The sequence below is a fragment of the Halorussus caseinilyticus genome, assembly GCF_029338395.1.
GTDB lineage: Archaea > Halobacteriota > Halobacteria > Halobacteriales > Haladaptataceae > Halorussus > Halorussus caseinilyticus.
In genome coordinates this window covers 2,457,948-2,479,273 of the sequence record NZ_CP119809.1, presented here as the reverse complement: position 1 = coordinate 2,479,273, position 21,326 = coordinate 2,457,948, and the positions used below count along the sequence as shown (strand labels likewise).

General features: G+C 65.9%; 26 protein-coding genes. 12 read left to right on the top strand and 14 right to left on the bottom strand.

Annotated elements, in window-relative coordinates:
* Window positions 1–74: 74 nt before the first annotated feature.
* Window positions 75–554, bottom strand: coding sequence for a VanZ family protein (locus P2T60_RS12535; protein ID WP_276279590.1), 480 nt, complete (start codon window positions 552–554; stop codon window positions 75–77).
* Between the two features lie 160 nt (window positions 555–714).
* Between P2T60_RS12535 and P2T60_RS12530 the strand changes: the two genes are divergently transcribed.
* Window positions 715–2,646, top strand: coding sequence for an aldehyde ferredoxin oxidoreductase family protein (locus tag P2T60_RS12530; RefSeq protein WP_276279589.1), 1,932 nt, complete (start codon window positions 715–717; stop codon window positions 2,644–2,646).
* A gap of 104 nt (window positions 2,647–2,750) precedes the next feature.
* On the opposite strand, the gene P2T60_RS12525 is transcribed toward P2T60_RS12530, so the two are convergent.
* A complete protein-coding gene (locus P2T60_RS12525) occupies window positions 2,751–2,996 on the bottom strand; it encodes a hypothetical protein (protein WP_276279588.1) in 246 nt (81 codons plus the stop codon).
* 34 nt (window positions 2,997–3,030) lie between these two features.
* Window positions 3,031–3,201, bottom strand: a complete 171-nt coding sequence (locus tag P2T60_RS12520; RefSeq protein WP_276279587.1) for a hypothetical protein — start codon at window positions 3,199–3,201, stop codon at window positions 3,031–3,033.
* Window positions 3,202–3,764: 563 nt separating this feature from the next.
* On the opposite strand from P2T60_RS12520, the gene P2T60_RS12515 reads away from it, so the two are divergent.
* Window positions 3,765–4,421: a hypothetical protein gene (locus P2T60_RS12515; protein WP_276279586.1), complete on the top strand. Its 657-nt coding sequence runs from the start codon at window positions 3,765–3,767 to the stop codon at window positions 4,419–4,421.
* Window positions 4,422–4,435: 14 nt separating this feature from the next.
* On the opposite strand, the gene P2T60_RS12510 is transcribed toward P2T60_RS12515, so the two are convergent.
* Window positions 4,436–4,732 carry a hypothetical protein gene (locus tag P2T60_RS12510; RefSeq protein ID WP_276279585.1) on the bottom strand — a complete coding sequence of 99 codons (297 nt, stop codon included), beginning with the start codon at window positions 4,730–4,732 and terminating at the stop codon, window positions 4,436–4,438.
* A 183-nt stretch (window positions 4,733–4,915) separates the two neighbouring features.
* On the opposite strand from P2T60_RS12510, the gene P2T60_RS12505 reads away from it, so the two are divergent.
* Window positions 4,916–5,404 (top strand): GNAT family N-acetyltransferase, encoded by a 489-nt coding sequence (locus P2T60_RS12505; RefSeq protein ID WP_276279584.1) that lies wholly within the window; start codon window positions 4,916–4,918, stop codon window positions 5,402–5,404.
* A 185-nt stretch (window positions 5,405–5,589) separates the two neighbouring features.
* On the top strand, window positions 5,590–6,870 hold the full coding sequence (locus P2T60_RS12500; RefSeq protein WP_276279583.1) for a trans-sulfuration enzyme family protein: 1,281 nt from the start codon (window positions 5,590–5,592) through the stop codon (window positions 6,868–6,870).
* A 29-nt stretch (window positions 6,871–6,899) separates the two neighbouring features.
* Here the strand turns inward: P2T60_RS12500 and P2T60_RS12495 are convergent, their stop codons facing one another.
* Genes P2T60_RS12495 through P2T60_RS12480 form a run of 4 tightly spaced genes read right to left on the bottom strand, consistent with a single transcriptional unit; the run spans window position 6,900 to window position 8,258 of the window.
* Window positions 6,900–7,259, bottom strand: a complete 360-nt coding sequence (locus P2T60_RS12495; RefSeq protein WP_276279582.1) for a DUF8048 family protein — start codon at window positions 7,257–7,259, stop codon at window positions 6,900–6,902.
* Window positions 7,260–7,284: 25 nt separating this feature from the next.
* Window positions 7,285–7,569 (bottom strand): MoaD-like domain-containing protein, encoded by a 285-nt coding sequence (locus P2T60_RS12490; protein WP_276279581.1) that lies wholly within the window; start codon window positions 7,567–7,569, stop codon window positions 7,285–7,287.
* Entirely contained in the window at window positions 7,570–7,875 is a 306-nt protein-coding gene (locus tag P2T60_RS12485) for a ubiquitin-like small modifier protein 1 (protein ID WP_382210443.1), read from the bottom strand. It lies immediately after the preceding gene.
* Window positions 7,875–8,258: a DUF7971 family protein gene (locus P2T60_RS12480; RefSeq protein WP_276279579.1), complete on the bottom strand. Its 384-nt coding sequence runs from the start codon at window positions 8,256–8,258 to the stop codon at window positions 7,875–7,877. Before P2T60_RS12480 ends, P2T60_RS12485 begins: the two co-directional genes overlap by 1 nt.
* Window positions 8,259–8,419: 161 nt before the next feature.
* On the opposite strand from P2T60_RS12480, the gene P2T60_RS12475 reads away from it, so the two are divergent.
* Genes P2T60_RS12475 through P2T60_RS12460 form a run of 4 tightly spaced genes read left to right on the top strand, consistent with a single transcriptional unit; the run spans window position 8,420 to window position 11,415 of the window.
* The gene (locus P2T60_RS12475) at window positions 8,420–9,535 is read left to right on the top strand and encodes a hypothetical protein (protein WP_276279578.1); all 1,116 of its coding nucleotides are present in this window, start codon (window positions 8,420–8,422) and stop codon (window positions 9,533–9,535) included.
* Window positions 9,532–9,660 carry a hypothetical protein gene (locus P2T60_RS12470; protein ID WP_276279577.1) on the top strand — a complete coding sequence of 43 codons (129 nt, stop codon included), beginning with the start codon at window positions 9,532–9,534 and terminating at the stop codon, window positions 9,658–9,660. Before P2T60_RS12475 ends, P2T60_RS12470 begins: the two co-directional genes overlap by 4 nt.
* Before the next feature lie 28 nt (window positions 9,661–9,688).
* Window positions 9,689–10,999, top strand: a complete 1,311-nt coding sequence (locus P2T60_RS12465) for a DUF92 domain-containing protein (protein WP_276279576.1) — start codon at window positions 9,689–9,691, stop codon at window positions 10,997–10,999.
* Window positions 10,996–11,415 (top strand): GNAT family N-acetyltransferase, encoded by a 420-nt coding sequence (locus P2T60_RS12460; RefSeq protein ID WP_276279575.1) that lies wholly within the window; start codon window positions 10,996–10,998, stop codon window positions 11,413–11,415. The genes P2T60_RS12465 and P2T60_RS12460 overlap by 4 nt, the downstream gene beginning before the upstream one ends.
* A gap of 71 nt (window positions 11,416–11,486) precedes the next feature.
* Here the strand turns inward: P2T60_RS12460 and dnaG are convergent, their stop codons facing one another.
* Both dnaG and P2T60_RS12450 read right to left on the bottom strand, forming a co-directional pair.
* Window positions 11,487–13,004: a DNA primase DnaG gene (dnaG, locus tag P2T60_RS12455; protein WP_276279574.1), complete on the bottom strand. Its 1,518-nt coding sequence runs from the start codon at window positions 13,002–13,004 to the stop codon at window positions 11,487–11,489.
* 233 nt (window positions 13,005–13,237) lie between these two features.
* Window positions 13,238–13,486: a hypothetical protein gene (locus P2T60_RS12450; protein ID WP_276279573.1), complete on the bottom strand. Its 249-nt coding sequence runs from the start codon at window positions 13,484–13,486 to the stop codon at window positions 13,238–13,240.
* A gap of 157 nt (window positions 13,487–13,643) precedes the next feature.
* Between P2T60_RS12450 and P2T60_RS12445 the strand changes: the two genes are divergently transcribed.
* On the top strand, window positions 13,644–14,213 hold the full coding sequence (locus P2T60_RS12445) for a hypothetical protein (protein ID WP_276279572.1): 570 nt from the start codon (window positions 13,644–13,646) through the stop codon (window positions 14,211–14,213).
* Between the two features lie 51 nt (window positions 14,214–14,264).
* Here the strand turns inward: P2T60_RS12445 and P2T60_RS12440 are convergent, their stop codons facing one another.
* The gene (locus P2T60_RS12440) at window positions 14,265–14,903 is read right to left on the bottom strand and encodes a DUF7979 domain-containing protein (protein WP_276279571.1); all 639 of its coding nucleotides are present in this window, start codon (window positions 14,901–14,903) and stop codon (window positions 14,265–14,267) included.
* 39 nt (window positions 14,904–14,942) lie between these two features.
* Between P2T60_RS12440 and P2T60_RS12435 the strand changes: the two genes are divergently transcribed.
* A complete protein-coding gene (locus tag P2T60_RS12435; RefSeq protein WP_276279570.1) occupies window positions 14,943–15,344 on the top strand; it encodes a hypothetical protein in 402 nt (133 codons plus the stop codon).
* Here the strand turns inward: P2T60_RS12435 and P2T60_RS12430 are convergent.
* Window positions 15,341–16,063, bottom strand: a complete 723-nt coding sequence (locus tag P2T60_RS12430; RefSeq protein WP_276279569.1) for a sugar phosphate isomerase/epimerase family protein — start codon at window positions 16,061–16,063, stop codon at window positions 15,341–15,343. The genes P2T60_RS12435 and P2T60_RS12430 overlap by 4 nt on opposite strands.
* Before the next feature lie 409 nt (window positions 16,064–16,472).
* Here P2T60_RS12430 and P2T60_RS12425 point away from each other — a divergent pair, with 409 nt between their 5' ends.
* Window positions 16,473–17,897 (top strand): hypothetical protein, encoded by a 1,425-nt coding sequence (locus P2T60_RS12425; RefSeq protein ID WP_276279568.1) that lies wholly within the window; start codon window positions 16,473–16,475, stop codon window positions 17,895–17,897.
* Window positions 17,898–17,899: 2 nt separating this feature from the next.
* On the opposite strand, the gene P2T60_RS12420 is transcribed toward P2T60_RS12425, so the two are convergent.
* Both P2T60_RS12420 and P2T60_RS12415 read right to left on the bottom strand, forming a co-directional pair.
* On the bottom strand, window positions 17,900–19,168 hold the full coding sequence (locus P2T60_RS12420; protein ID WP_276279567.1) for an AI-2E family transporter: 1,269 nt from the start codon (window positions 19,166–19,168) through the stop codon (window positions 17,900–17,902).
* Between the two features lie 149 nt (window positions 19,169–19,317).
* A complete protein-coding gene (locus P2T60_RS12415; protein WP_276279566.1) occupies window positions 19,318–20,751 on the bottom strand; it encodes an MFS transporter in 1,434 nt (477 codons plus the stop codon).
* A 198-nt stretch (window positions 20,752–20,949) separates the two neighbouring features.
* On the opposite strand from P2T60_RS12415, the gene P2T60_RS12410 reads away from it, so the two are divergent.
* Window positions 20,950–21,324, top strand: coding sequence for a 30S ribosomal protein S8e (locus tag P2T60_RS12410; RefSeq protein ID WP_276279565.1), 375 nt, complete (start codon window positions 20,950–20,952; stop codon window positions 21,322–21,324).
* The last annotated feature ends 2 nt before the right edge of the window (window positions 21,325–21,326 follow it).

Here is a 21,326-nt window from a genome sequence, read left to right as displayed (position 1 = left end):
TGCTCGTCCCTCGCGCGCGAGCAACGCGCGCGCCGGAGTAAGTACAAGTACAAATTCCGCTTCCAGTGACTCAGTTACAGTTCCGATTCCGACGACTGCTCCTGACCCCGAGACCCACCGAGACGACCGACCAGTAACCGCCACCCGACGACCGCCACCGCCGCGCCCACCGCGTCGGCTACCATGTCAGCCACCGAGAAGTACCGGCCCGCGAGCGGGGCCTGCACGAACTCCAAGCCGACGCCGTAGCAGACCGCGAGTAGGGCCGCGAGCGCGGCCGTACGCGCGTGGTCGGGCGCTCGCTCGTGGTCGCGCGCGACCGCAGGACTGCGCCCGCGGTCGGACGCGAGTGCGACCGCGAGCGTCCCCGCGAGACCAGCGTACGCGAGCGCGTGGAGCCACTTGTCCATCCCGATACCACCCGGACCGGTCCCCGAAGTGGGCGGCGCGCTCGACGGCGGGTCCAGCACCGAGGCGAACAGGATGCCACCGGCTACGACTGCGACCGCGACCCACCGCAACCACGTCGGCGGTCGAACTGCGTCCAGCTTCATCGCCAAAGGGTTGACACCTTCGGCGTTAAAAAGCGACGGTCGGCGCTCGCCGACCGTCGCTCGGGTCCGCGATTCCCCGCGACGACGTAACCTATACCGGTTACGGTACCACGGCAATTCCTAACACGTTTCCGACCCAATATAAGGGTACGACGTTACCATGACTGACCTCGGCGGATTCCAAGACCACGTCGCCAGAATCGACCTGAGCGACGACGCGGTAAACTACGAGAGCATCGACGACGACGACGCCCGCAAGTACATCGGCGCGCGCGGACTCGGCGTGAAGTACGTCTTCGACCAAGGCCCGGACGTGGAACCCCTCGGTCCGGACAACCTGCTGGCGTTCATGAATGGCCCGCTGACGGGGACCCAGACCGTGATGAGCGGTCGCATCGCGGTGGTCACGAAGTCCCCGCTCACGAACACCGTCACCGACTCCCATCACGGCGGATGGTCGGGTGCGCGACTCAAGTGGGCCGGATTCGACGGCCTGCTGTTCGAGGGCGAGGCCGAAAATCCCGTCTACGCCGTCGTGGAGGACGGCGAAGTCGAACTCCGAGACGCCTCCCACGTGTGGGGTCGGGGCGTCCACGACACGATAGACGAACTCGGCGACGAGGTGGACGGCGAAGTCGGGAAGAACCTCTCGGTGATGGCCATCGGTCCCGGCGGCGAGAACGGAGTTCGGTACGCCTGCATCATGAACGAGGACGACCGGGCGTCGGGTCGCGGCGGCACCGGCGCGGTGATGGGTTCGAAGAATCTCAAGGCCGTCGTGGTCAAGTCCTCGACCAAGATGCCCAAACCGGCCGACCAAGAGACCTTCCAAGAGGGCCACAAACAGGCGATGCAGGTGATTCAGGAGTCCGACGTGACCGCCCCGAACGAGGGCGGCCTGTCGATGTACGGCACCAACGTCCTGATGAACCTGACCGAGGAGATGGACGGCCTGCCGACTCGCAACGCCAAGTACACCTCCACCAGTAGCGAACAGGACGCCGACGCCGCCGAACCCAACATCGACGCCGAGAACGTCTCGGGCGAGAACGTCCGGGAGAATATTTTGGTGGACGAACCCACCTGTCACTCCTGTCCGGTCGCCTGTAAGAAGGAAGTCGAGGTGCAGGTCCACCACAAGGGCGAGGACCACAACATCCGGATGGAGTCCTACGAGTACGAGTCGGCGTGGGCGCTCGGCCCGAACTCGATGAACGACGACCGCGACAAGGTGGCGATGATGATAGACCGGTGTAACGACATGGGCGTGGACACCATCGACGTGGGCAACACGATGGCGATGGCGATGGAAGCCTCCGAGGAGGGCCACCTTGAGGAGGGGTTGGACTGGGGCGACGCCGACACGATGATAGAGATGATAGAGCGCGTCGCCCACCGCGAGGACGAACTCGCGGACCTGCTGGCGGAGGGCGCGATGCGCGCCGCCGAAGAACTCGGCGACCCCGACATGTCGCTGGACGTGAAGGGCCAGACGATGGCGGCCTACGACCCGCGTTCGATGAAGGGGATGGCAATCGGCTACGCCACCTCGAACCGCGGTGCCTGCCACCTCCGGGGGTACACCCCGTCGGCGGAGATTCTGGGCATCCCGGAGAAAGTTGACCCCCACGAACCCGAGGGGAAGGGAGAACTCTGCGCGACGTTCCAAGACCTCCACGCCATCAGCGACTCGTTCGACATCTGCAAGTTCAACGCCTTCGCGGAGGGCATCGAGGAGTACGTCATGCAGTACAACGGCATGACCGGCCGCGACGTGAGCGAGGACGAACTGATGGAGGCGGGCGAGCGCATCTACAACCTCGAACGCTACTACAACAACCTCGTCGGCTTCGACGGGAGCGACGACGACCTGCCGGTCCGGTTCGTGGAGGGCGAACCCAAGGCGATGCCCGGACAGGGCGGTTCGGAGGGCCAACTCGTGGAACTCGACCAACTCAAAGACGAGTACTACGAGGTCCGCGGGTGGGAGGACGGCGTGGTCCCCGACGAGAAGTTGGAGGAGTTGGGCATCGACGTTGGGCCGGGAACCGGCGTCAGCGGTGGCGGTGCGGCGGCCTCCGGCGACGACTGATAGCGTTCAATCTACAGTTTTTCTGCCCGTTTGACGATAGAGTCGAGGTCACGCTGGTACGTCGTGTCGCGTTCGCCGACGCCGATACACCAGAGCGTGTCACCTCATCTGACGTAGTACGCTCGGTAGTCGCTCTTCCCGATTCGCTGTCGATACACTGTTTCGTCGGTAGCGACCGTGAGCGGAGTGACGTAGTTCCGAAAGTCGGCACCCCACTTCTCGACTTTCGTCTCTACTTTCTGAATCCCTCTGTCGTCGTCACCGAGGATTCGCTTCTGTTCGGGTGGGTCGAACTGCGCGAGGTCGTCGGTAACGCAGTCGTGTATCTCCACCGTCCCGACGTTGTGCATGTCGAGAAGCTAACGGACCACCGCACAGATAAAATTAGCTATCTGAGTCGATTTTCCCACGCAGTTCGGCGACGGAGTTACCTTCGCTCTCCTCGAAGTCGATTTCTTCGAGGCGGTCGCTCACGGAGTCACCGTTCGCCAGTTCGGGGTCGCGGAAGTCGGTTTCTTCTCGCTCGTCCCCGTCGTTCCCTGAATCGGCGGCCATACGAACATCGGTAGGGAGTCTGAAGTAAAAGTATTCCGGTGGAACCGGCGTCAGTAGCGGTGGTGCGGCGGCCTCCGGTGACGACTGACGACCGAGGCGTGACTTCGTTTTCCGTTTTCGGCGGGGTGGTCTGACCGGACTGTGACCGTCGTGGTCCCGTCGTTTCCCCTGTCGAGACAGTAGTCGATGGGAACCTCGACGCCCTCGTCCACGAGACCGATTGGACCTCCACGTCGGACCGGAAGAGATAGCAAAACAATTTCTAAAGAAACAAAATTATTGCTAAAAGATAAGTATTTAATTTCCTCCGCTCGTTACGGTGGCGCGCCGACTCGACTTCACGTCCTCCCGTGCGCGTCGGCGACGGCGAGTCGTCTCCTTCTCGTCGTCCGTTTCGTGCTAGACTCGGCGGCGGCGTGGCCCGCCGAACTGCTAAGCGAGTACACATTTAACGACGCTCGGAAGTAATATATCTTACTACTCGAATGTTAATACAATATAGACTCAGAGACAGAAATATTTATATTATAGTCTGATAACGATAATTTGGGTAAGAAAACTAGATGAAAAACGAAGAGAAAGCTAACGAATCTAACCGACGGATGTTCCTGAAGAAAGCCGCCCTCGCCGGGTTCGTGACGACAGTCGGCACAGGCACTGCGTACGCGAACGAGAGCGGCGGAAAGTCCGCGGAAGAACTCGCACGCGAAGTCGAGAACGCCGACGACCCCGAGGAGGCGTTCCGGCGACTCTCCAAAGGCGAGCAGAAGAAGGTCGTCCGGTATCTCACCGTCACCGACCACCGAGTCGAAGTCACCGACGGTAACGGGAACGCCCTCACGACGGAAGACGCGTCCGCGATGGCGTCCGGTTGTAAGTCCGTGACTGCGAACTGGATTGGCGTAAACGGGTCCGGCGAGGAACTCTACCGATACAACCAGCAGGTCGATTGGTGCTACGACGGTTCGACCGTGAGCAACACGTATCGCCGACGCTGGGGAGACACCGACTCGGCGTTCTGGCAGTTCGTCGGCCACAAGGACAACACCGAACGCGGCGGCGACGGCAACTCGTTCTACGAATCGTGGACGCAGGGCCACTTCCGCCTCTGTGCCGGTGGAAACATCGGTTGCGTGCAGCACACGTATCCGTGGATTGAGACGTTCGTGCGCAGTGACGGGTCGTACACGACGGACTCCAACGAAGGCAGTCAACTGTAGCGCGACGGAACCCGCTATTCTGCTTTATCGAGGACGGGTCGCCTCATCGCCGAGAAGAGATACAGTGCGACGCCGAGCAAGACCAGCGGAGCGAAGTAGAGTGCCCGGTACTGCCAGTCGCTTCCGAGGTACAGCGCAGTCAGACCGAACGCCGCCGGAAACGCGAGAAGCAGAACCACCGCCGTCCCGACCCCGCGCCGGAACGGACTCGGCGTTCCCGTCGTTCGAGCGGCGCGATAGACGACGTACCCGACGAGCAGTGCGAGTAGCGGTAGAACGCCGAGAGCGGCCGATTCGAGCGACGATTCCATGATTTCTACAGCCTTTCCGTCTATATCAACTTTCCGTTGGCGTGGATAGGGGTGCGTGCGGACGACGACCGCTGGCCGTCTCTTCCGTTCCTCGGGCCGGATAGCCGTTCGTTTCCTCTTTCAGTGACGACGCGTGACGAATCCGACCGCTACTGCTAACACCGTCGTGCGCTAACGTCCACCATGGAAATTCGAGAAGCCACTACGGAGGACATCCCGACCGTCCGGTCGGTCGCCCGCGAGTCGTGGAGGAAAGCATACGCCGACGTGGTTCCGGAGTCGGTAATCGAGGACGCCGTGGCGGAGTGGTACGCCGACGAGACGATGACCGGAATCATCGGTGACGACGAACAGGTGTGTCTCGTGGCGTCCGACGAAGACGGCGAAATCGTCGGGTTCGCCCACGGTGCGACCGACGACGGCGAGGGCGACGTACTCCGCCTCTACGTCCACCCCGACCGGTGGCACGAGGGCATCGGAACCGCCCTGTTGGAGGCGATGGAGGAACGACTGACCGAGATGGGTGCCGAACGGATGCAGGCGATGGTGCTGGCCGACAACGAGATGGGCAACGCCTTCTACGAGGACCACGGGTTCGAGAAGACCGACGAGGCCGAGACCCAACTCGACGGGACGACGCGCACCGAGAACGTCTACGCCAAGGCGCAGTGAACAGCGGTCGCCGGACGACCGCGCGTGCTTCGATACAGTCTTGTCCGATTCTGAAATTTCCGCCGGAGGGATGGCAATAACTGCCGGTATTTTCGACGGTAATATTTCCGAGAGATAGATTCTTTCGGCGCATTAGCCAGTCGAAGGAATGAAATAGCTCCCCGTCGGAGGTTCGATGGTTGTGTATGTCTCCCGAAAAATCGACTGGGGCTGACGGCAAGCGGTTCGAGACGCTCTCGGTGACCTACGGCGAAGAGCCGGACCTCTCGAACGGCGTGGGCGACGTTACGTCGCCGATTCACCTCGCATCCACGTACGCGGTCGAAGGCATCGACATGGACACCGCGCTCGAAGACTTGGACCCCGACGCCGACGAGTTCCTCTACACTCGGTTGTCGAACCCGACCCGCCACGCCCTCGAAACGCGCGTGGCGGCGCTCGAAGGCGGCGACCACGCGATGGCGTTCGCCTCGGGCACGAGCGCCGTCGTCTCGGCGATTATGGCCGCGGTCGAACCGGGCGACCACGTCGTCGCCTTCGAGGACCTCTACGGCGGCACGAACACGATGCTCAAGGAGTTGTTCCGCGAGAAGTTGAATGTCGCCGTCGATTTCGTGGACGCGACCGACCCCGAAGAAGTCCGGGCCGCGGCCACCGACGACACCGCCATGCTCTGGATGGAGACGCCGACGAACCCGCTTCTCCGGCTCTGTGACATCGAGGAGATGGCCGCAATCGCCGACGAGTACGACGCCCTGCTCGGGGTGGACAACACCTTCATGGGACCGTACTTCCAGCGACCGCTCGAACTCGGCGCTGACGTGGTAATCCACAGCACCACGAAGTACATCAACGGCCACAGCGACTCGCTTGGCGGCGTGGCGGTTCTCTCGGACGAGGAGTACGCCGGGGAAATCGGCTTCCTCCAGCAGGTCGGGATGGGCAACGTGATGGCTCCCTTCGACGCCTACATGGTCCTGCGCGGTCTCAAGACCCTCCCGCTCCGGATGCGCCAGCACGAGAAAAACGCCGCGGAAGTTGCGGCCTACCTCGACTCCCACGAGCAGGTCTCGGCGGTCCACTACCCCGGACTGCAGAGTCACCCTCAGCACGAACTCGCGAACGACCAGATGGACGGCCACGGCGGGGTCCTCTCGTTCGAGTTGGACGGGGGTCTCGAAGCGGTCGAACACTTCGTCGCGGCGCTGGAGGAGTTCACCCTCGCGGTGAGTCTCGGCGGCGTCGAGAGCCTCATCGAGCATCCCGCGAGCATGACCCACTCGCCGCTTCCGGCCGAGGAGCGCGCGGAACTCGGGATTACCGACGGTCTGCTCCGGGTCTCGGTGGGCGTCGAACACCCCAAGGACCTCGTGGCGGACCTCGAACGCGGGTTCGAGGCGATGGCGGCGGCCGACGAGTCGGTCGCCGAGACCGAAGCACCCGAGGCGAGTCCCGGCGACGACTGACGCCCCGAGGGTCCGCCCCGCCGACCGTCTCACGCCCCGATAACGACCGCTTCCCGCACCTCTAGAGCGGTCTCGAACTCTTCTCGCCTCCCTTCGCGCTTGCCGACCCGGAGCAGTTGCTCGGCGTTCGCGCGGGCCACGGTCTCTCGCTCCCGTTTCGACCACCCGAGGTCGTCGCCGACCTCGGCCCAGAACCCCTCGGGTGCGAGGAAGACCGTCCGAACGTCGTCCTCGTGGACTCGCTCGTAGCGCCTGCGGAGTTCGTCGGCCCGGACCTGCGCCGCGCGGCGGCCCTCGGCAACGAGGTCCGGGACGCGCTGGCCGCCCACGCTGGCCTTCGCCGCGGTGAGAATCAACACCTGTCCCTCGATTGGGTTCTCGGCGGTCATGGTCGTAGATTTCGGAGAGTCGCGCTCATCCGCCCGCTCGCATCGCCTTCTGGGAGAAGTCCGCGACCAGCGAGTCGAGCGTCGCCTCCTCGCCCTCGAAGACGACCGTGACCTCCGTCAGCGTCACCGAGGGACCGATGTTCACCTTCTCGGAGGAGACGCTGGCCCGCCAGTCGTCGGCCACCACGTCGCCGCCGGTCTCCGGGTCGCCCTCGGCGTCTCCGTCGCCCTCGATGGTACCCCCGAGGTTCGAGAGGTACCGGCGCGCGAGACGCTCGGAGATGCCCCGATAGGACTTCTCGACGCGCATCTATCCACCTGTGTCCGCGGAAGCGTCCGGCCGGACGCTTCCGCCCGCGACCGGCGGGAAGACGCTCAGCGTGTCGCCGTCCGCGAGGCGGGTGTCCACGCCCTCGATGTGAACCACGTCCTTGCCGTTCTTCATGACCGACAGTTGGGTTCTGAGTTCGCCGTCCTCGAAGAGGTCGAGACCGTACTCCTCGCGGAGGTCCGCGAGTACGTCGCCGACCGTGGTCCCGTCGGGGTAGTCGCGTTCGAGGGTCTTCTGGCCGACCGCCTCCCGGAAGTTGGCGAAGAAGCGAAGTTCCAGCGTCATCATCGGCCGGGTCGGATGCCGTCGCTCACGATGCGGGCGTGGCGCTCGCGGTCGATGCGCTCGGCGAGGTCCTCGTGGTCGTAGAGTTGCCCCACGAGCGCGCCCATCAGGTCGCGCCACGCCATGGCGTAGATTGGCGACTGGCCCCACGCGCGCAACTCGGCCACGAAGTCGTCGTACTGTTCCCAGCGGTTCTCGAAGCGTTCGAGCGCGTCCACCACCGCGCCCGCGGCGTCGTCGTCGCCGTCGGCCTCGACGATTGCCTGATTGAGTCGTCGCTCCCACCCTTCGACCGCTCGCTCCATGTCTCGGGCGGCGTCCTCGCCGTCGGCCGGGAGCGATTCGGTGATGGGTTCGGGCACGGTGAGCGTCACTTGGTCCATGAGAGACGTTTGGTGTTCGCCGGTCAAAAACCATGCCGTCGCGGGGCGGGGCGTTCTCACCCTTCGCCATCGTGAACCACGCCGCGGTCGTGACACTATGTACCATTCCTCCGAGCGCGACCTGAATCATTAAGTACGGTTACCCTTCGAAGTAAATACGTATGGGTCTGTTCGGCGACGACCGCGAGGGCGGCTACGAGTACGACGAGGAGTACGTCTCACGTATCGTGGAGAACGCCGAGGACGGCACCGTAACCGCCGAAGTTCTCACGAAGACCGACTCCAAGCGGTTCTTCTCGGGGTCGGGCTACCTCCACGACCAGTCGCTACTCGCGCACCTCGACGCCGACGAGCAACCCCACTACGTCTTCCACAACGACGAGGCTGGCGTCATCACCACCAGCGACGGGACGCGACTCGAACCCGACGCCAACTACCGGACGATTGGGGCGTTCACCGACCGCAGACTCGTCTTGCTCGTCGGCCGGGAGTCGGGCGACGAACAGCGAGCGGTCGCCTACGACGACGTGGTGGGGTTCCACGCCAAGAACGACAACGGCCGGTTCGTCGTGGAGACCGACGACGAGGGCTACGTCTTCGACGTTCACGAACCCCTCGACGAGGAGCATCTGCTCGACCTCATCGAGTTCCTCATCTTCCACACCGACATCGAGGCGTGGGACTTCCCCGACGACTGGCGGCGGGGCATCCAGCGACGCCGGGTCAAGCGCCTCGGGAGTCGCGCGGAAGGCACGTTCAACATCGACGCGCTCGAAGCCCTCCTCGCGCCCCTCGGCGACGACGAGCAACCCCACTACCTGCTTCCGGCCTCCAGCGTCACCGTCGGCCGCCTCGAAAATGCCTACAAGCCAATCGAGCGAGTCGTCGTGACCGACCAGCGGATACTCGTCAACGGCGAGGACGAGACCTACGACCTGACCGACTTCGAGGCCGACGAGGACGTGACCCTCGAAACCAGCATCCCGTTCCACCTCGTAGACTGGATAGAGGGCCGAAGCAGGGACGGCGAGAGCGGGACCCTCGTGGTCCGCCGGACGTGGGGTCCGGTGTGTCGCGTCCGCGTCCCCGAACCCGACGTTGACGAGGTGATAGACGCCATCCGGTACGTCCAGCGCCAGATACTCACCAGCAGAATCGACTACGACGACGTAGACCCCTTAGAGTGGATAGAGCAACTCGGTAAACTCAACCGCGCGGGCTACATCGAAGACGAGGTGTTCGAGGCGAAAAAGCGCTCGCTCCTCGACGACTCGTGAGCGACCGACGCCGCGGCGCGGTCGGCGACCATCCCGATTCGGTCGGCGTAGCACTTTCGGACCCGGCGTCCGACGCTCGTCTGACGATTCGGGGCCGGAGCCGCCTCTCGCTTCGGGAAGATTAAGTGGGCGTCGGCGGAACGGGAGATTAACGTGACGACGAGAGTTCGGCGCGCGGTGGCGTACGCCGCGGTCTCGACGCTAGCGCTCGTCGCCCCGTCGCTCGGGGCGGCGTCAGCTATCGCGTTCGGCGCAGTCGCCGTGGGCGCGCTATCGGTCACGGACGGGCCGATGTTCGAGTTGTTCGCCCGGCCAGCGGACCGACAGGAGGGACGCCTCCACGGGTTGGCGGCCTTCGCGTTCGCGGCGACCGGAATCGCACTCCTCGCTTCTTTCGCGGGGCTTCCGAGCCACGTCTTCGTGGCGAGCGTCCTCGTCGTCGGCTACGGCAACCTCGCCCAGCAACTCGCGTGGAAGTTCGACGCCGAACCGATACTTCGGACCGGCGCGTTCGTGACCGGCGCGATTGTCGCCGCCGTCGGCGGGCAGGCCATCGCGCTCCGAATCGAGGGGACGCCGGTCGCGCCCATCTTACCGGAAATCGTCTTTCTGGCGTCCAGCGGCGCGCTTCTGGCCGGACTACTCCGGTCGGTCCTGTTCGCCCGCGACGACCCGCTGGTGATGCTGTCGGTCGCGTTCCTGCTGTGGTTGTTCGCCGACCTCACCGTGATGGTGACGGTAGACGGTATCGCGGTCGCAATCGCGGTGACGGCGCTGTTCGGCTACGTCTCGTGGGCGTTAGACGCCGCGTCGATTCCCGGCATGATGACGGGCGCGCTGTTGGCGATGCTGACCATCGTCCTCGGGGGGTACGGCTGGTTCGCGGTTCTCATCGCGTTCTTCGCCGTCGGGAGCCTCTCGACCAAGTTCCGCTACGACGAGAAGAAGGCCCGCGGGGTCGCCGAGGACAACGAGGGTGCGCGCGGGAGCGGAAACGTCCTCGGGAACGCCGCCGTCGCGCTGGTGGCCGTCCTCGCGTACGCCGCGCGCGCGAAGTTTCCCATTCCCGGCGACATCTTCCTGTTCGCGTTCGCTGGCTCTATCGCCACCGCGATGAGCGACACTCTCTCCTCGGAAATCGGCGGCGTCTTCGACAAACCGCGACTCATCACCACCCTCGAACGCGTTGAACCCGGTACCGACGGCGCGGTGACGTGGCAGGGCGAACTCGCGGGCGTCGTCGGCGCGGCGGTCGTCGCGGTCATCGCGGGCCTGCTGTTCGAGAGCGTCGGCGTCGTCGGCGTCGTCGTCGTCACCCTCGCGGGCACGGGCGGGATGACGATGGACAGTCTGCTGGGCGCGACCGTAGAGGGCGAACGACTCGGCAACCAGAGCGTCAACTTCCTCGCCACCCTGTCGGGCGCGCTGGTCGGCGCGGGTCTCGCGGTGGTCGTTCTGGTGTGATTCGACTCGCTCGGTCGGACGACCGGGACGCCCTCCGTGAGATTCAGAACACCCTCCGTGAGCCGAATCCCGCCCTCCTCGTGTACGCCATCAACGGCCCGCCGGTCGTGTTCGTCAGCACGGCCGACGACGCGCCGGTGGGCTACCTCGTTGCCTTCTACGACGACGAGGCGGGCTACGTCGCCGAAATCGCGGTCGCACCCGAGCGTCGGCGCGAGGGCCGGGCGCGGCGTCTCCTCGGGGCCGCCTTCGACCACCTCCGGGACGCCGGTTGCGCGCGGATGCGGCTGTCGGTTCACCCCGAAAACGACGCCGCCAGAAGCCTCTACGGGTCGATTGGCTTCGCGGAAGTCGGCCGGGAGGACGACTACTACGACGACGGGAGCGAGGCGATAACGATGGCTCGGGACCTCTGAGTCGGCGTTTCCTGCCGACTGTCGCAAAACAGCGGAGTTCTGAAGTCCGCGCCGCGGAGGCGGCGCGGACTTCAGAACTGCTCGGCGGTCCGAATCCGCACGTCCGCGGGTCGCTTGACGAACTCGCCGAACTCGCGGGCGACGACCTGTCCGACCCCGCGCTGGGCCGACACGTCAAGGAGTCGCTGGTCGAGCGTCCCGTCTACGACCACCGCGTAGGGAACTTCGTCGGCGCTCTCGACCGCTTCGAAGGCGTTCTCGGCCGCTACCTCCGCGAGGGTCTCGAACGACTCGCTCACCAAGCGGGCGGTACCGGTCTCGGCGTCCACGACGCTCTCGACCTGTCCCCGCAGGGTCGCGGGTTCGGCGTCGGCCTGCGAGTCGGTCGCGGCAGGTTCGTCGTCCTCGGCGTCCGTCGTCTCGGTCTCGACTTCGCCGTCGTCCGCCTCGCCCGCCAGCGCCTCGGGGTCGTCGATGACTTCGGGACCGTCCATCGGGTCGGTCCCCTCCGACTCCCGCACCGCGTCGGCGATGTCGGAGTCGATGGACTCGGCGTCGGCTACCGCCGACTCCGCGCTCGGTGATTGTGGTTCGGCGTCCGGGGTCGCGGGACCGCTCGTTCCGACGCCCTCTTCGGTCTCGGGCGCGGGGCGGGCGCTCCCGTCGGTCGCGGCGGGACCTGCCTCGCTCGCGGCGGTGGCCGACGCCGGGTCGGGGTCAGTCGCGTCGGCGTCCGCGGGGTCCGCGGAGTCGTCGGCCGCCTCGGAGTCGTCGGACTCCTCGCCGACCATCGACTCCTCGAAGGGGCGCTTGCTCCGGAGCGCGGACATGACTTCGTGGCGCGCGAGGTCCTCGACCGACTTGTTCGCGGGCGCGAACGCCACGTAGTCGATGTCGCCGACCTGCGCGAGTTCCTTCCGGATGAGGTCGCCCCCGCGGTCCCCGTCGAGGAAGGCGGTGACGGTCCTGCTCTGGGTGAGTTCGGCCACCGCGTCGGGGACGTTGGTCCCCTCGACGGCGACGGCGTTCTTGACGCCGTAGCGCAGGAGGTTCAGCACGTCCGAGCGACCCTCGACCACGATGATGGCGTCGCTGTCTTCGACGCGCGGTCCCGCGGGAAGGCCCTCGTACTCCACGATGTCCTCGACGCGGACGCTCTGGCGGACCTCTTCGAGAATCTCGCGGGAGGTCATCACGTCCTCGTCGAACGACTCCGAGAGGAGTTGCTTTGCGCGGTCCACGACCTTCCGGCGCTTGGCGGCGCGCACGTCCTCGATGCTCCCGGTGGAGACGGTGGCCCGGCAGGGACCCACCCGACTGATGGTCTCCAACGCGGCGGCGAGGATGGAGGTTTCTACTTTGTCGAGACTCGACGCGATGGTGATGGTCCCGAACGACTGTCCGTTTTCGCTGTCGATGTTTACGTCGATGCGTCCGAGTTTCGATGACTGCTGGAGGTCCCGGAGGTCCAAGTCGTCGCCGAGTAAGCCTTCGGTCTGCCCGAAGACCGCACCGACGACATCACTCCGTTCTACCACCCCATCGGCGGTGATGTCGGCGTGAATAACGTATTTGGCTGTGTCGTCCATGTGTAGTGAACTGCCCCGTGTCGGGGCGTGATGATGATGTGTCCATGAGCGGCGCGGCCATGGATGTTTTAAAATCACACGTCCCGACTGAAATACCTGTCGTCAGCAGAACTGTTTACGTGAAAAGTATTACTACAAGTTGATACCGGGCTAGTTCCGGCCGTCACGGTAAAGGCCGCCTCCGTCGTCAATCGTGGCGGTCAGCGAATGCGCGTCCTCTTCGTTCCCGAACTCTACCGCCCCGACGACGCGACGGCCAACGGCACCCTCAACGACGCGGTGCAGTTGGTCGCGGAGTGGGTGGAACGCGACCCGCATCTCCACGTCGACTGCTCGCGCCGCCGGAGGTGGCCGACTACGACCCCGAACTCTTCGGCGAGAAGTTCCCGGACGAGACGCTGGCAGACGCGCTCGAGACTGGGAGTCCGCTCGACTTCGGCGACTTCGAGGAGTGCTACGCCGACGACCCTGAGTGGCTTCACGTCGCGGGGTCGGGATGGGGCAAGAAGAATCTGGACGTGGTGCCGGACGCCGCCGAGACGCTGTACGACGAGTTCGGGATTCGGACGCTGATGACCCACATGGACCCGATTCCCGAGGGGATGGCCGACCGCGAGTTCGTGGACGCCTACCCGGTTCGTGGACGCCTACCCGGAGTGTTCCCGCGAGCGCGAGGCGGCGCTCGAAACCGGCGACATCGCAATCTGTGCCTCCGACCACGAGACGATGCCCCGGACGCCGTTCGAGCAGGCCGGAAGCGGGCAGGTCCTCGTGATTCGGGACGAACCGTGGGCCTACGACTGCGTGCCCGGCGACTACCGACTCGCGGGGGACCTCGCGCACCTCGAAACGCTCGCGGTCCGGGCGGTCCGGAACTGGGACGAAGCGGTCGCCGAGAACCGCCGGATGGTCGAACACGTTCGAGCGGTCCGCGGTCCCGAGCAGTGCGGCGGGAGGACCTACCGGGACCTCCGCGAGCGAGTCGAGCGGCGGGTTTCGGCGTTCGAGGACGCCGAAACCCGCCGAAACGTGGAGGCGGCCGCCTCGGAGTTCGACGGCGGGGACGAGGCTCCGCTGGACGAGTTACCGGAGCGCGTCGGTGCGGATGTTCCAATCGCGGACCTCGTGTACGCCCTCCGGTCGCTGGGCTACCGGGACGACGGGAATCCGGGGACGCCAACGTTCGTCCCCGGCGGCGACTTCGGGTGAGCGTCGTCCCTCGCCGAACGTGACCGTGCCGACTCCGACGAGTCGGCACGGTCACGCGAGACTCCGCCGACCCAGACCCCGCCACGTCCCGACCGACGCCGCGAGCGCCGCGAAAATCGCGGTCTTGGCCGGGCCGATGCCGAGTCCCGCTACGAACAGCGTCCCGGGGAACGGCCACCCGAGACTCACCGCGAGGGCCGTGCAGAGACCCGCGAGAATCGTCAGTGGGACTCGAACCTTCTCGCGGCGGTAGGACCACGCGCCGACGCCGCCGAGACCGAGGGCGAGCGCGACAGCGGGAACTGCCAGCACGAGCGAAATCCCGTCCAAGCCGTCCGAGCGCGCCCAGAGTTCGTAGACGGTTCCGTCGGCCCGGACGTACACCGAGTCGTACAGCGGGAAGGTGTCCAGCCACTCGGGTCGCTCGTGGACGACGTGGCCCCCGTCGCGTGCCTGCTCGAAGGCGATTTCGGCCTCCGTCGGGAGGTTTCGGGCGTCGAGAACGTCGGCGTCGTCGGGAGTCGCGCCGACCTGCGTAACCGTCAGCGAGTAGTAGGGCCGAAAGTCGTCGTAGACGACCCACGCGCTCGACGCCGCGAGAGCCACTGCCGCGAGGACCAACAGGAGGGCGGGCAGGCGCTTGCGGGGCGGAATCGAGGTGAGGCGTTCGCGGGAGGGCACGCCGGGCATGGCGCTCGATTCGGACGAGCGCGAGATAAGCGTTTTCGCGTGGGCGTCTGGAACCGAAACGCTCACTCCCGCGGGCCGACCATCGCCGTCATGCGCCGCGCTCTCCGCTACGCCGTCGCGCTTGTCGTCGCCGCCGCCGTGACCGCCGGGGTCGTCGTCCTCACGCCGCGCCCGGAGCGCCACCTGATTCTGTTCGCCGGGGTCGCGCAGGTGTACGCCGTCGGCACCGCCGTCGCGCTCCGGTACCCCGGGGCGCTGTGGGGGTCGGGCGGCAACTGGGCCAGCGGCGCGCTCGCGGGCGTCACGACGTTCGGGACGCTGAGCCTCTTGCAGGGAATCGACGGCGGCCAGAACCTCGCGGCGGCGGCGCTCGGGTGGGGGCTGGTCGGGTTCGGGTTCGTGGTCGGAGTCGCGTTCGAGCGCGAGCGAGAGGGAGATTAGTCGAGCAGGTCCGCCAGCGTCTCCGCGCCGTGTTCGAGCGACGCGGCGGGGTCGTCTGGGTCGTCGTGTTCGTAGACCAGCCACTCGGTTCCGGCCTCGCGCGCCGCCCGGACGCAGGCGTCGATTTCGAGGTCCCCGTCGCCGAGTTCGACCGGCGTGGTGCCCGACACGTCCTTCAGGTGGACAAGCGGGACGCGCCCGCGGAGCGACCCGAGCAGGTCCACGGGGTCGTACCCCGCGGCGGTGGCCCACCCTACGTCGAGTTCGAGGGCGAAGTCGGTCTCCTCGGCCAGCGTCTCGAAGGCCGACCCGCCGCCGAGGTCGGCGAACTCGTGGTCGTGGTTGTGATAGCCAAGCGAGACGCCGCGGTCGTCGAGTCGCGCGCCGAGTTCGGTCAGTCTGCGCGCGGTGTCGGCGACGGCCTGTTCGCTGGCGAACGCGGCGGCGTCGAGGTACGGGACGACGATGCGCTCGCAGTCGAGGGCCGCGTAGGTCTCGGCCACGCCGTCGAGGTCCGCTTCGAGGTCCTCGATGCCGACGTGGGCCGCGGCAACGTCGAGTCCGGCGTCGTCCAGCGCGTTCTGGACTTCCTCGATGTCGGCGTCTCCGAGTCCGGCGAACTCGACGCCCTCGAAGGCGGTGTCGCCGACGCGCCGGAGCAGGTCGGGCAGTGAGTCGTTCAGTTCGCGGAGCGTGTAGAGTTGAATCGCCGAGCGCATGGCGGTGTTTCGCCGCGGCGCGGTAAATCGGTTGTCGTGACCCCGCGTCGTGGGTGATTGTGGTGGTTCGGTCGGCGTCGGGTGGTTCGGGACCGCTCCGCACCGCCACTGCCACCGAGGGTATCGTGGCGAAGACGGTTTCGAAATCCCCCGCCCGCTCGCGGACGCTGACCGACATTCCTCCGGTTCGCTGGCGCTCACCTCCGAGAGGGGTCGGTCAGGCGACTACAGTGAACGCGAGCGGGCGGCCCCTTTGTTCGCCCCTGTCGGCTGGTCGGCCGGGCGTTCGCCGGTGGTTTGCGTGCCCGAGCGCGTCCCGGTGGTCTGCCCCACCGAGCGCGTCCGCGGTAGTTCGTGTCACGGACATAGATTCAAGGGTCCGTCTCCCGTTTTCGAGAGGAAGGGATTCATGCGCGTACTCATCACTCCCGAACTCTACCGACCCGACGACGCGACGGCCAACGGCACCCTCAACGACGCGGTGGTGTGGGTCGAAGAGTGGTTGGACGTAGACCCCGACCTCCACGTCTACTGGTTGCTCGCGCCGCCGGAGGTGGCCGACTACGACCCCGAGTACGTCCTCGCCGACCGCGAGCGCGTGACGCTCGCCGAGACCGAACCGTTCATGCACGGTCGCCGACACCAAGGCGCGTTCACCGAGTCCGGATACAGCGAGGACCAACTGGAGGCGCTCGCGGAGGCGACCTACGACCAGTTGGGCTACGTGGACGTGGTGATAGACCAACTCCGGCGCGGGCGCGCGGACCTCTACAAGTGGCTGTGCGCCCTCGACGGCCACCGGGTCGGCCACCCGTGGCCCGTCGATATTGTCGCCAACGTCCACGACCTCCAACTCCCGTTCAAGTACGCCAACACCGGGTGGCGAAACGAGTTCCAGCGCGAGACCGAAATCAGCGAGTCGGTCCTCTCCGACGGGATGTGGTTCAAGGCCGCCATCGACGTGGACGGACTGCGCGACCACGGCCACGAGTTCATGCAGGAGTCGGTCGTGGACCGGGCGATAGACGAGGCGGTCCAGACCGGCAGTCCCATCGACTTCTCGCGGTTCGACGCCGACTACGCCGACGAACCCCAGTGGCTCCACGTCGCGGGGTCCATCTGGGACAAAAAGCAGGTCGGCACCGTGATGGACATCGCCGAGATGCTCCACGACCGGTTCGGCGTTCGGACCGTGATGACCAGCATGAGCCAGATTCCCGACGAGTACGCCGACCTGCCGTGGGTCGAGACCTACCCGAAGGCCTCCCGCGAGGAGTTCGAGACCGCGCTCCGGATGGGCGACCTCTGCATCTCCGCCACCGAGTACGAGACGCTGGCCCGGACGTGGTTCGAACAGGCCGGGAGCGGACAGGTCCTGATAGCGCGAAACCAGCCGTGGATTTACGACGCCATCCCGCGGGACTACGAACTCGCCGGGACCATCGAGGAACTGCCGGACCTCGCGGCGTGGGCGGTCGAACACTGGGACGAGGCGGTCGCAGAGAGCAGGCGCATGCTGGAGTACGCCAAGGAGATTCGGGACCCCGAGCGGTCGGGTCGGCGCACCTACGACGACGTGGCCGACCGCGTGGCCGCGAAAGTCGAAGCCTACGAACCCGACGAGAACGACGCGGTGGTCGGCGAGACCCTCCACGAGGTCGGCGAGCGGTTCGCGCTCGACGAGTTGAACCGGGCGAGCGCCGAATTCACCGAGAGCGGCGACCCGCTTCTGTCGGGCGAGTGCGCGCTGAGCGAAATTCTGTTCGCGCTTCGCCGCCGCGGGTACGCGGACACCGGAAACGCCGGGACGCCGGTCTTCGAGAAGCGCGAGTAAGCCTACGCCGACTCGTCGCCGGTCGCCTGCTCGGACCCGCCGTCCGAGAGGCTACTGCCCGACCCGCCGTCGGGGGAGCGCTCGCGGCGCGCGAGCGCCGCGACGGGCGGGCGAGCGTGAGCGCGGCGGCCTGACGAACCGGAAGGCACGCCGGAGTCGGTGGTGTCGGACTCGACATCGAACTCGTCGCGTTCGACCAACTCGGGCACGATGACGCGAACGAAGTGGACGACTAACACGAGCAAGAGGGGGCCGAGGAAGAGTCCGTACCACCCGAACAGCACCGGTCCGAGGACGTACGCGAGCATCACCAAACCGGTGTGGAGGTCCCCGCCCGAGACGTACGGCCGCAAGACGAGTTCCGGAACCGTGTCCACCACGACGAACGCCACCAGCAGGAAGACCGCCGGGAACCACAGCAGGGTCGGGTCCGAGACGCCCGCGACGACCGCCAGCACGATTCCGAGCGGGACGTAGACGAGTTTCATCCCGACGACCGGGACGAGGCTTGCGAGACCGGTCAGCAAGCCGAGAAGCGTCGGCGACGGGACCGAGACCACGGCCGGAGCCACCGTATCGAGGAGGTTGTAGACGACGGCGGCCACGACGCCGATGACGAACGCCGTCAGGATGTTGCCGAAGTAGACGGTTTCGAGGTCGTCGTCCACGGCCCGCGCGAACGCGACGGTCGGACTGTCTCTGCCCGCGACTTCCGTGCGGAACCACGCCGCGAGTCGGTGGTCGTCCCGGAGCAGGTAGAACGCGACCACCAGCACGATGATGATTCCGAGCGCGGTGCTTGCGAGGACGCCGAGGACCGCGACGACCGATTCGAGAATCTCGCGGGCGGCGTCAGCGCCGCGGTCGGTGACGAACTGCTGGGGGTTGGCCTGCACGATTCCGAGCAACTTCTGCGGGTCGAGCAACAGCGAGGTGTCCACGTAGGGACCGAGAACGCCTTCGAACTCCGCGAAGCCGATTCCCGCCAGCGAACTCAACTCGCGGACGCTGACGACGATGGTGTACCCGAGCAGAACCAGTCCCGGAAGCGCGAGTCCGAGGAGCGCCGCGGCCGCGGTCAGCGTCGGTTGGCGCACCCGGCCGAGCAGTCGCCGGTACATCGGCCGAGTCGCGTAGTAGACGAACAACCCGAGCAGGAACGTGCCGAGGAACGACGAGACGACGTAGCCCACCGCGACGGCTAACCCGGCGGCGACCAGCCACCACGCGAGGCGTTCGCGGTCGAAGGAGAACTCCCGTACCCAGCCCATGTCCGGACGTTCGGTGCGCAGACGTAAGTTCCTCCGGTCGAATCACGAGCGAACCGGAGGCTCGGTCGGTCGCAGTGGTCCCGACCGGGGAGCTAACTGAAAATTTGCTAGACAAATATTTTCATTTCTAAAAGCAATAGGAATGGGTCTCAGAACAGCGGTTCGCCCATCGTCTCGCGTCCGAAGGCAAAGACGACGAGTCCGCCGAGGACGAACGCGACTGCGAGGGGCGCGAGCGCGGCGAGGTAGCCGACTTCCACCAGCGCGCCCGCCAGAATCGGTCCGACGACCGCACCGATTTTACCGACGCCGCCAGCGAACCCGTTGCCCGTCGCCCGGACCTCCGTCGGGAAGAGTTCGGGCGTGTAGGCGTAGATGGCACCCCACGCGCCGAGCGTGAAGAAACTCGCCGCGAGCAGACCGCCGAGGAACGGCCAGAACCCCGAGAACCCGGCACCGAACAGCGAGACGTTGGGCATCGACGCCGCGAAGACGAAGGTGAACAGCCCCGAGAGCGCGAGATAGCTCCCGAGCGTGGGCTTGCGCCCGATTTTCTCCACGAGGTAGGCCGCGCTGAAGTAGCCGGGGAACTGGACCAGCGCGATGAGCAGGAAGTAGAGGTAGATGCCCTCTATCGTCGTGCCAGCGAGGGTGACGCTCTCGACGACGCCCGCCGCGCCGACCGTCTGGGGGAGCCAGATGAATACGCCGTAGTAGCCGAAGTTGATGGCGAACCACGCGAGGGCTATCGTGACGGTGCGTTTGCGGAGGTCGGACTTGAAAAGGCGAGCGTAACTCGCCGACTCGCGGATTTCGACCGACTCGGCCGTGATGGGAGTGAACTCCTCGCCGTTCTCCTCGGCGATGGCCCGGATGCGGTCGTTGGCCCCGTCCACGTCGCCCTTCCGGGCGAGGTAGTAGGGCGTCTCGCGGAGTTGGCTCCGGATGACGAACACCAGCAGGGCCGGGAACGCCGCGCTCGCGAACAGGAGTCGCCACCCCGCGACTTCGCCGAGGAGGGGGACCCCGACGGTGCCGCCGGTGGGGAGCGCCGAGAGGAAAAGCCACGCGAGTCCGACGGCGAAGACGTTTCCGAGCGGCCAGAAGGCGTCCAGATAGACCAGATAGCGTCCCCGCCGGTCGGTCGGCAGGTGTTCGGAGAGATAGGAAGTGTCAACCGCGAGCGCGCCGCCCAGTCCCACGCCGGTCAGGAACCGGAGCGCGAACCCGGAGTAAAAGCCGGTAGCGAACGCGGTCAGACCGGCGAACAGCGAGTAGGTGAGGACGGTCCACTGGAAGGCGTCGATTCGCCCGCGCTCGTCGGCGTACCAGCCCCACGCCCAGTTTCCGGCTATCATTCCCATCAGGCTGGCGCTCCCGAGCAGTCCGGCCGAGAGACCCGACAGCCCCCACGCCGAGATGAGGACCGGGAGCGTGAAGCTGATGATGATGACCTCCATGCCGTCGAACGCCCACGCGCTCCCGCAGATTGCGAGTAGTCGTCGGTGGAATCGTCCCACCGGGATTCGGTCCATCACCTGCGAGACGCTCACGCGCTCTTCGGTCGTAGCTCCGTCTGGCATCGATTACCACTCCCTCTGGTAGATGGTCGGTATCGGACGCACTTAAGAATAAGGAAATAGCACAACAGTCGGCCGTTTCGAAGAATTTTCCTCTTCGATTCGACCGGTTGTCGTCCGTTTCTCCCCCGTCCTCCCCGCCGAAATCGAGTTCCCCGTGATACGTTGGATATAAGTACGCCCGTAGCCGATTTCTCGGGTATGAAAGACCAAGGAGGCTCCACGCGCAAGCGTACCGGCGGCCGACTCCGACCGTCCAGCAAGAAGAAGAAGCACGAACTGGGCCGTGAACCCACCGAGACCACCGTCGGCGAGTCCCGACTCCGGACCACCGACACCCGCGGCAACACCCAGAAGGTCCGCGCACTCTCGACGGATGTCGCCAGCGTCGCCATCGACGGCGAAACCGTCGAGGCCGAAATCGAGGATGTCGTGGAGAACGACGCCAACCCGAACTACGTCCGACGGAACATCGTGACCAAGGGCGCGCTCATCGAGACCAGCGAAGGAAAGGCCCGCGTCACCTCCCGACCCGGCCAGACCGGTAACGTGAACGCGGTTCTCGTAGACGAGTAATT

Bases quoted from the DNA above. Each gene is read 5' to 3' on its own strand.
- P2T60_RS12535 (WP_276279590.1), bottom strand. From the start codon at position 554: ATGAAGCTGGACGCAGTTCGACCGCCGACGTGGTTGCGGTGGGTCGCG.
- P2T60_RS12530 (WP_276279589.1), top strand. From the start codon at position 715: ATGACTGACCTCGGCGGATTCCAAGACCACGTCGCCAGAATCGACCTG.
- P2T60_RS12525 (WP_276279588.1), bottom strand. From the start codon at position 2,996: ATGCACAACGTCGGGACGGTGGAGATACACGACTGCGTTACCGACGAC.
- P2T60_RS12520 (WP_276279587.1), bottom strand. From the start codon at position 3,201: ATGGCCGCCGATTCAGGGAACGACGGGGACGAGCGAGAAGAAACCGAC.
- P2T60_RS12515 (WP_276279586.1), top strand. From the start codon at position 3,765: ATGAAAAACGAAGAGAAAGCTAACGAATCTAACCGACGGATGTTCCTG.
- P2T60_RS12510 (WP_276279585.1), bottom strand. From the start codon at position 4,732: ATGGAATCGTCGCTCGAATCGGCCGCTCTCGGCGTTCTACCGCTACTC.
- P2T60_RS12505 (WP_276279584.1), top strand. From the start codon at position 4,916: ATGGAAATTCGAGAAGCCACTACGGAGGACATCCCGACCGTCCGGTCG.
- P2T60_RS12500 (WP_276279583.1), top strand. From the start codon at position 5,590: ATGTCTCCCGAAAAATCGACTGGGGCTGACGGCAAGCGGTTCGAGACG.
- P2T60_RS12495 (WP_276279582.1), bottom strand. From the start codon at position 7,259: ATGACCGCCGAGAACCCAATCGAGGGACAGGTGTTGATTCTCACCGCG.
- P2T60_RS12490 (WP_276279581.1), bottom strand. From the start codon at position 7,569: ATGCGCGTCGAGAAGTCCTATCGGGGCATCTCCGAGCGTCTCGCGCGC.
- P2T60_RS12485 (WP_382210443.1), bottom strand. From the start codon at position 7,875: ATGACGCTGGAACTTCGCTTCTTCGCCAACTTCCGGGAGGCGGTCGGC.
- P2T60_RS12480 (WP_276279579.1), bottom strand. From the start codon at position 8,258: ATGGACCAAGTGACGCTCACCGTGCCCGAACCCATCACCGAATCGCTC.
- P2T60_RS12475 (WP_276279578.1), top strand. From the start codon at position 8,420: ATGGGTCTGTTCGGCGACGACCGCGAGGGCGGCTACGAGTACGACGAG.
- dnaG (WP_276279574.1), bottom strand. From the start codon at position 13,004: ATGGACGACACAGCCAAATACGTTATTCACGCCGACATCACCGCCGAT.
- P2T60_RS12440 (WP_276279571.1), bottom strand. From the start codon at position 14,903: ATGCCCGGCGTGCCCTCCCGCGAACGCCTCACCTCGATTCCGCCCCGC.
- P2T60_RS12430 (WP_276279569.1), bottom strand. From the start codon at position 16,063: ATGCGCTCGGCGATTCAACTCTACACGCTCCGCGAACTGAACGACTCA.
- P2T60_RS12425 (WP_276279568.1), top strand. From the start codon at position 16,473: ATGCGCGTACTCATCACTCCCGAACTCTACCGACCCGACGACGCGACG.
- P2T60_RS12420 (WP_276279567.1), bottom strand. From the start codon at position 19,168: ATGGGCTGGGTACGGGAGTTCTCCTTCGACCGCGAACGCCTCGCGTGG.
- P2T60_RS12415 (WP_276279566.1), bottom strand. From the start codon at position 20,751: ATGCCAGACGGAGCTACGACCGAAGAGCGCGTGAGCGTCTCGCAGGTG.
- P2T60_RS12410 (WP_276279565.1), top strand. From the start codon at position 20,950: ATGAAAGACCAAGGAGGCTCCACGCGCAAGCGTACCGGCGGCCGACTC.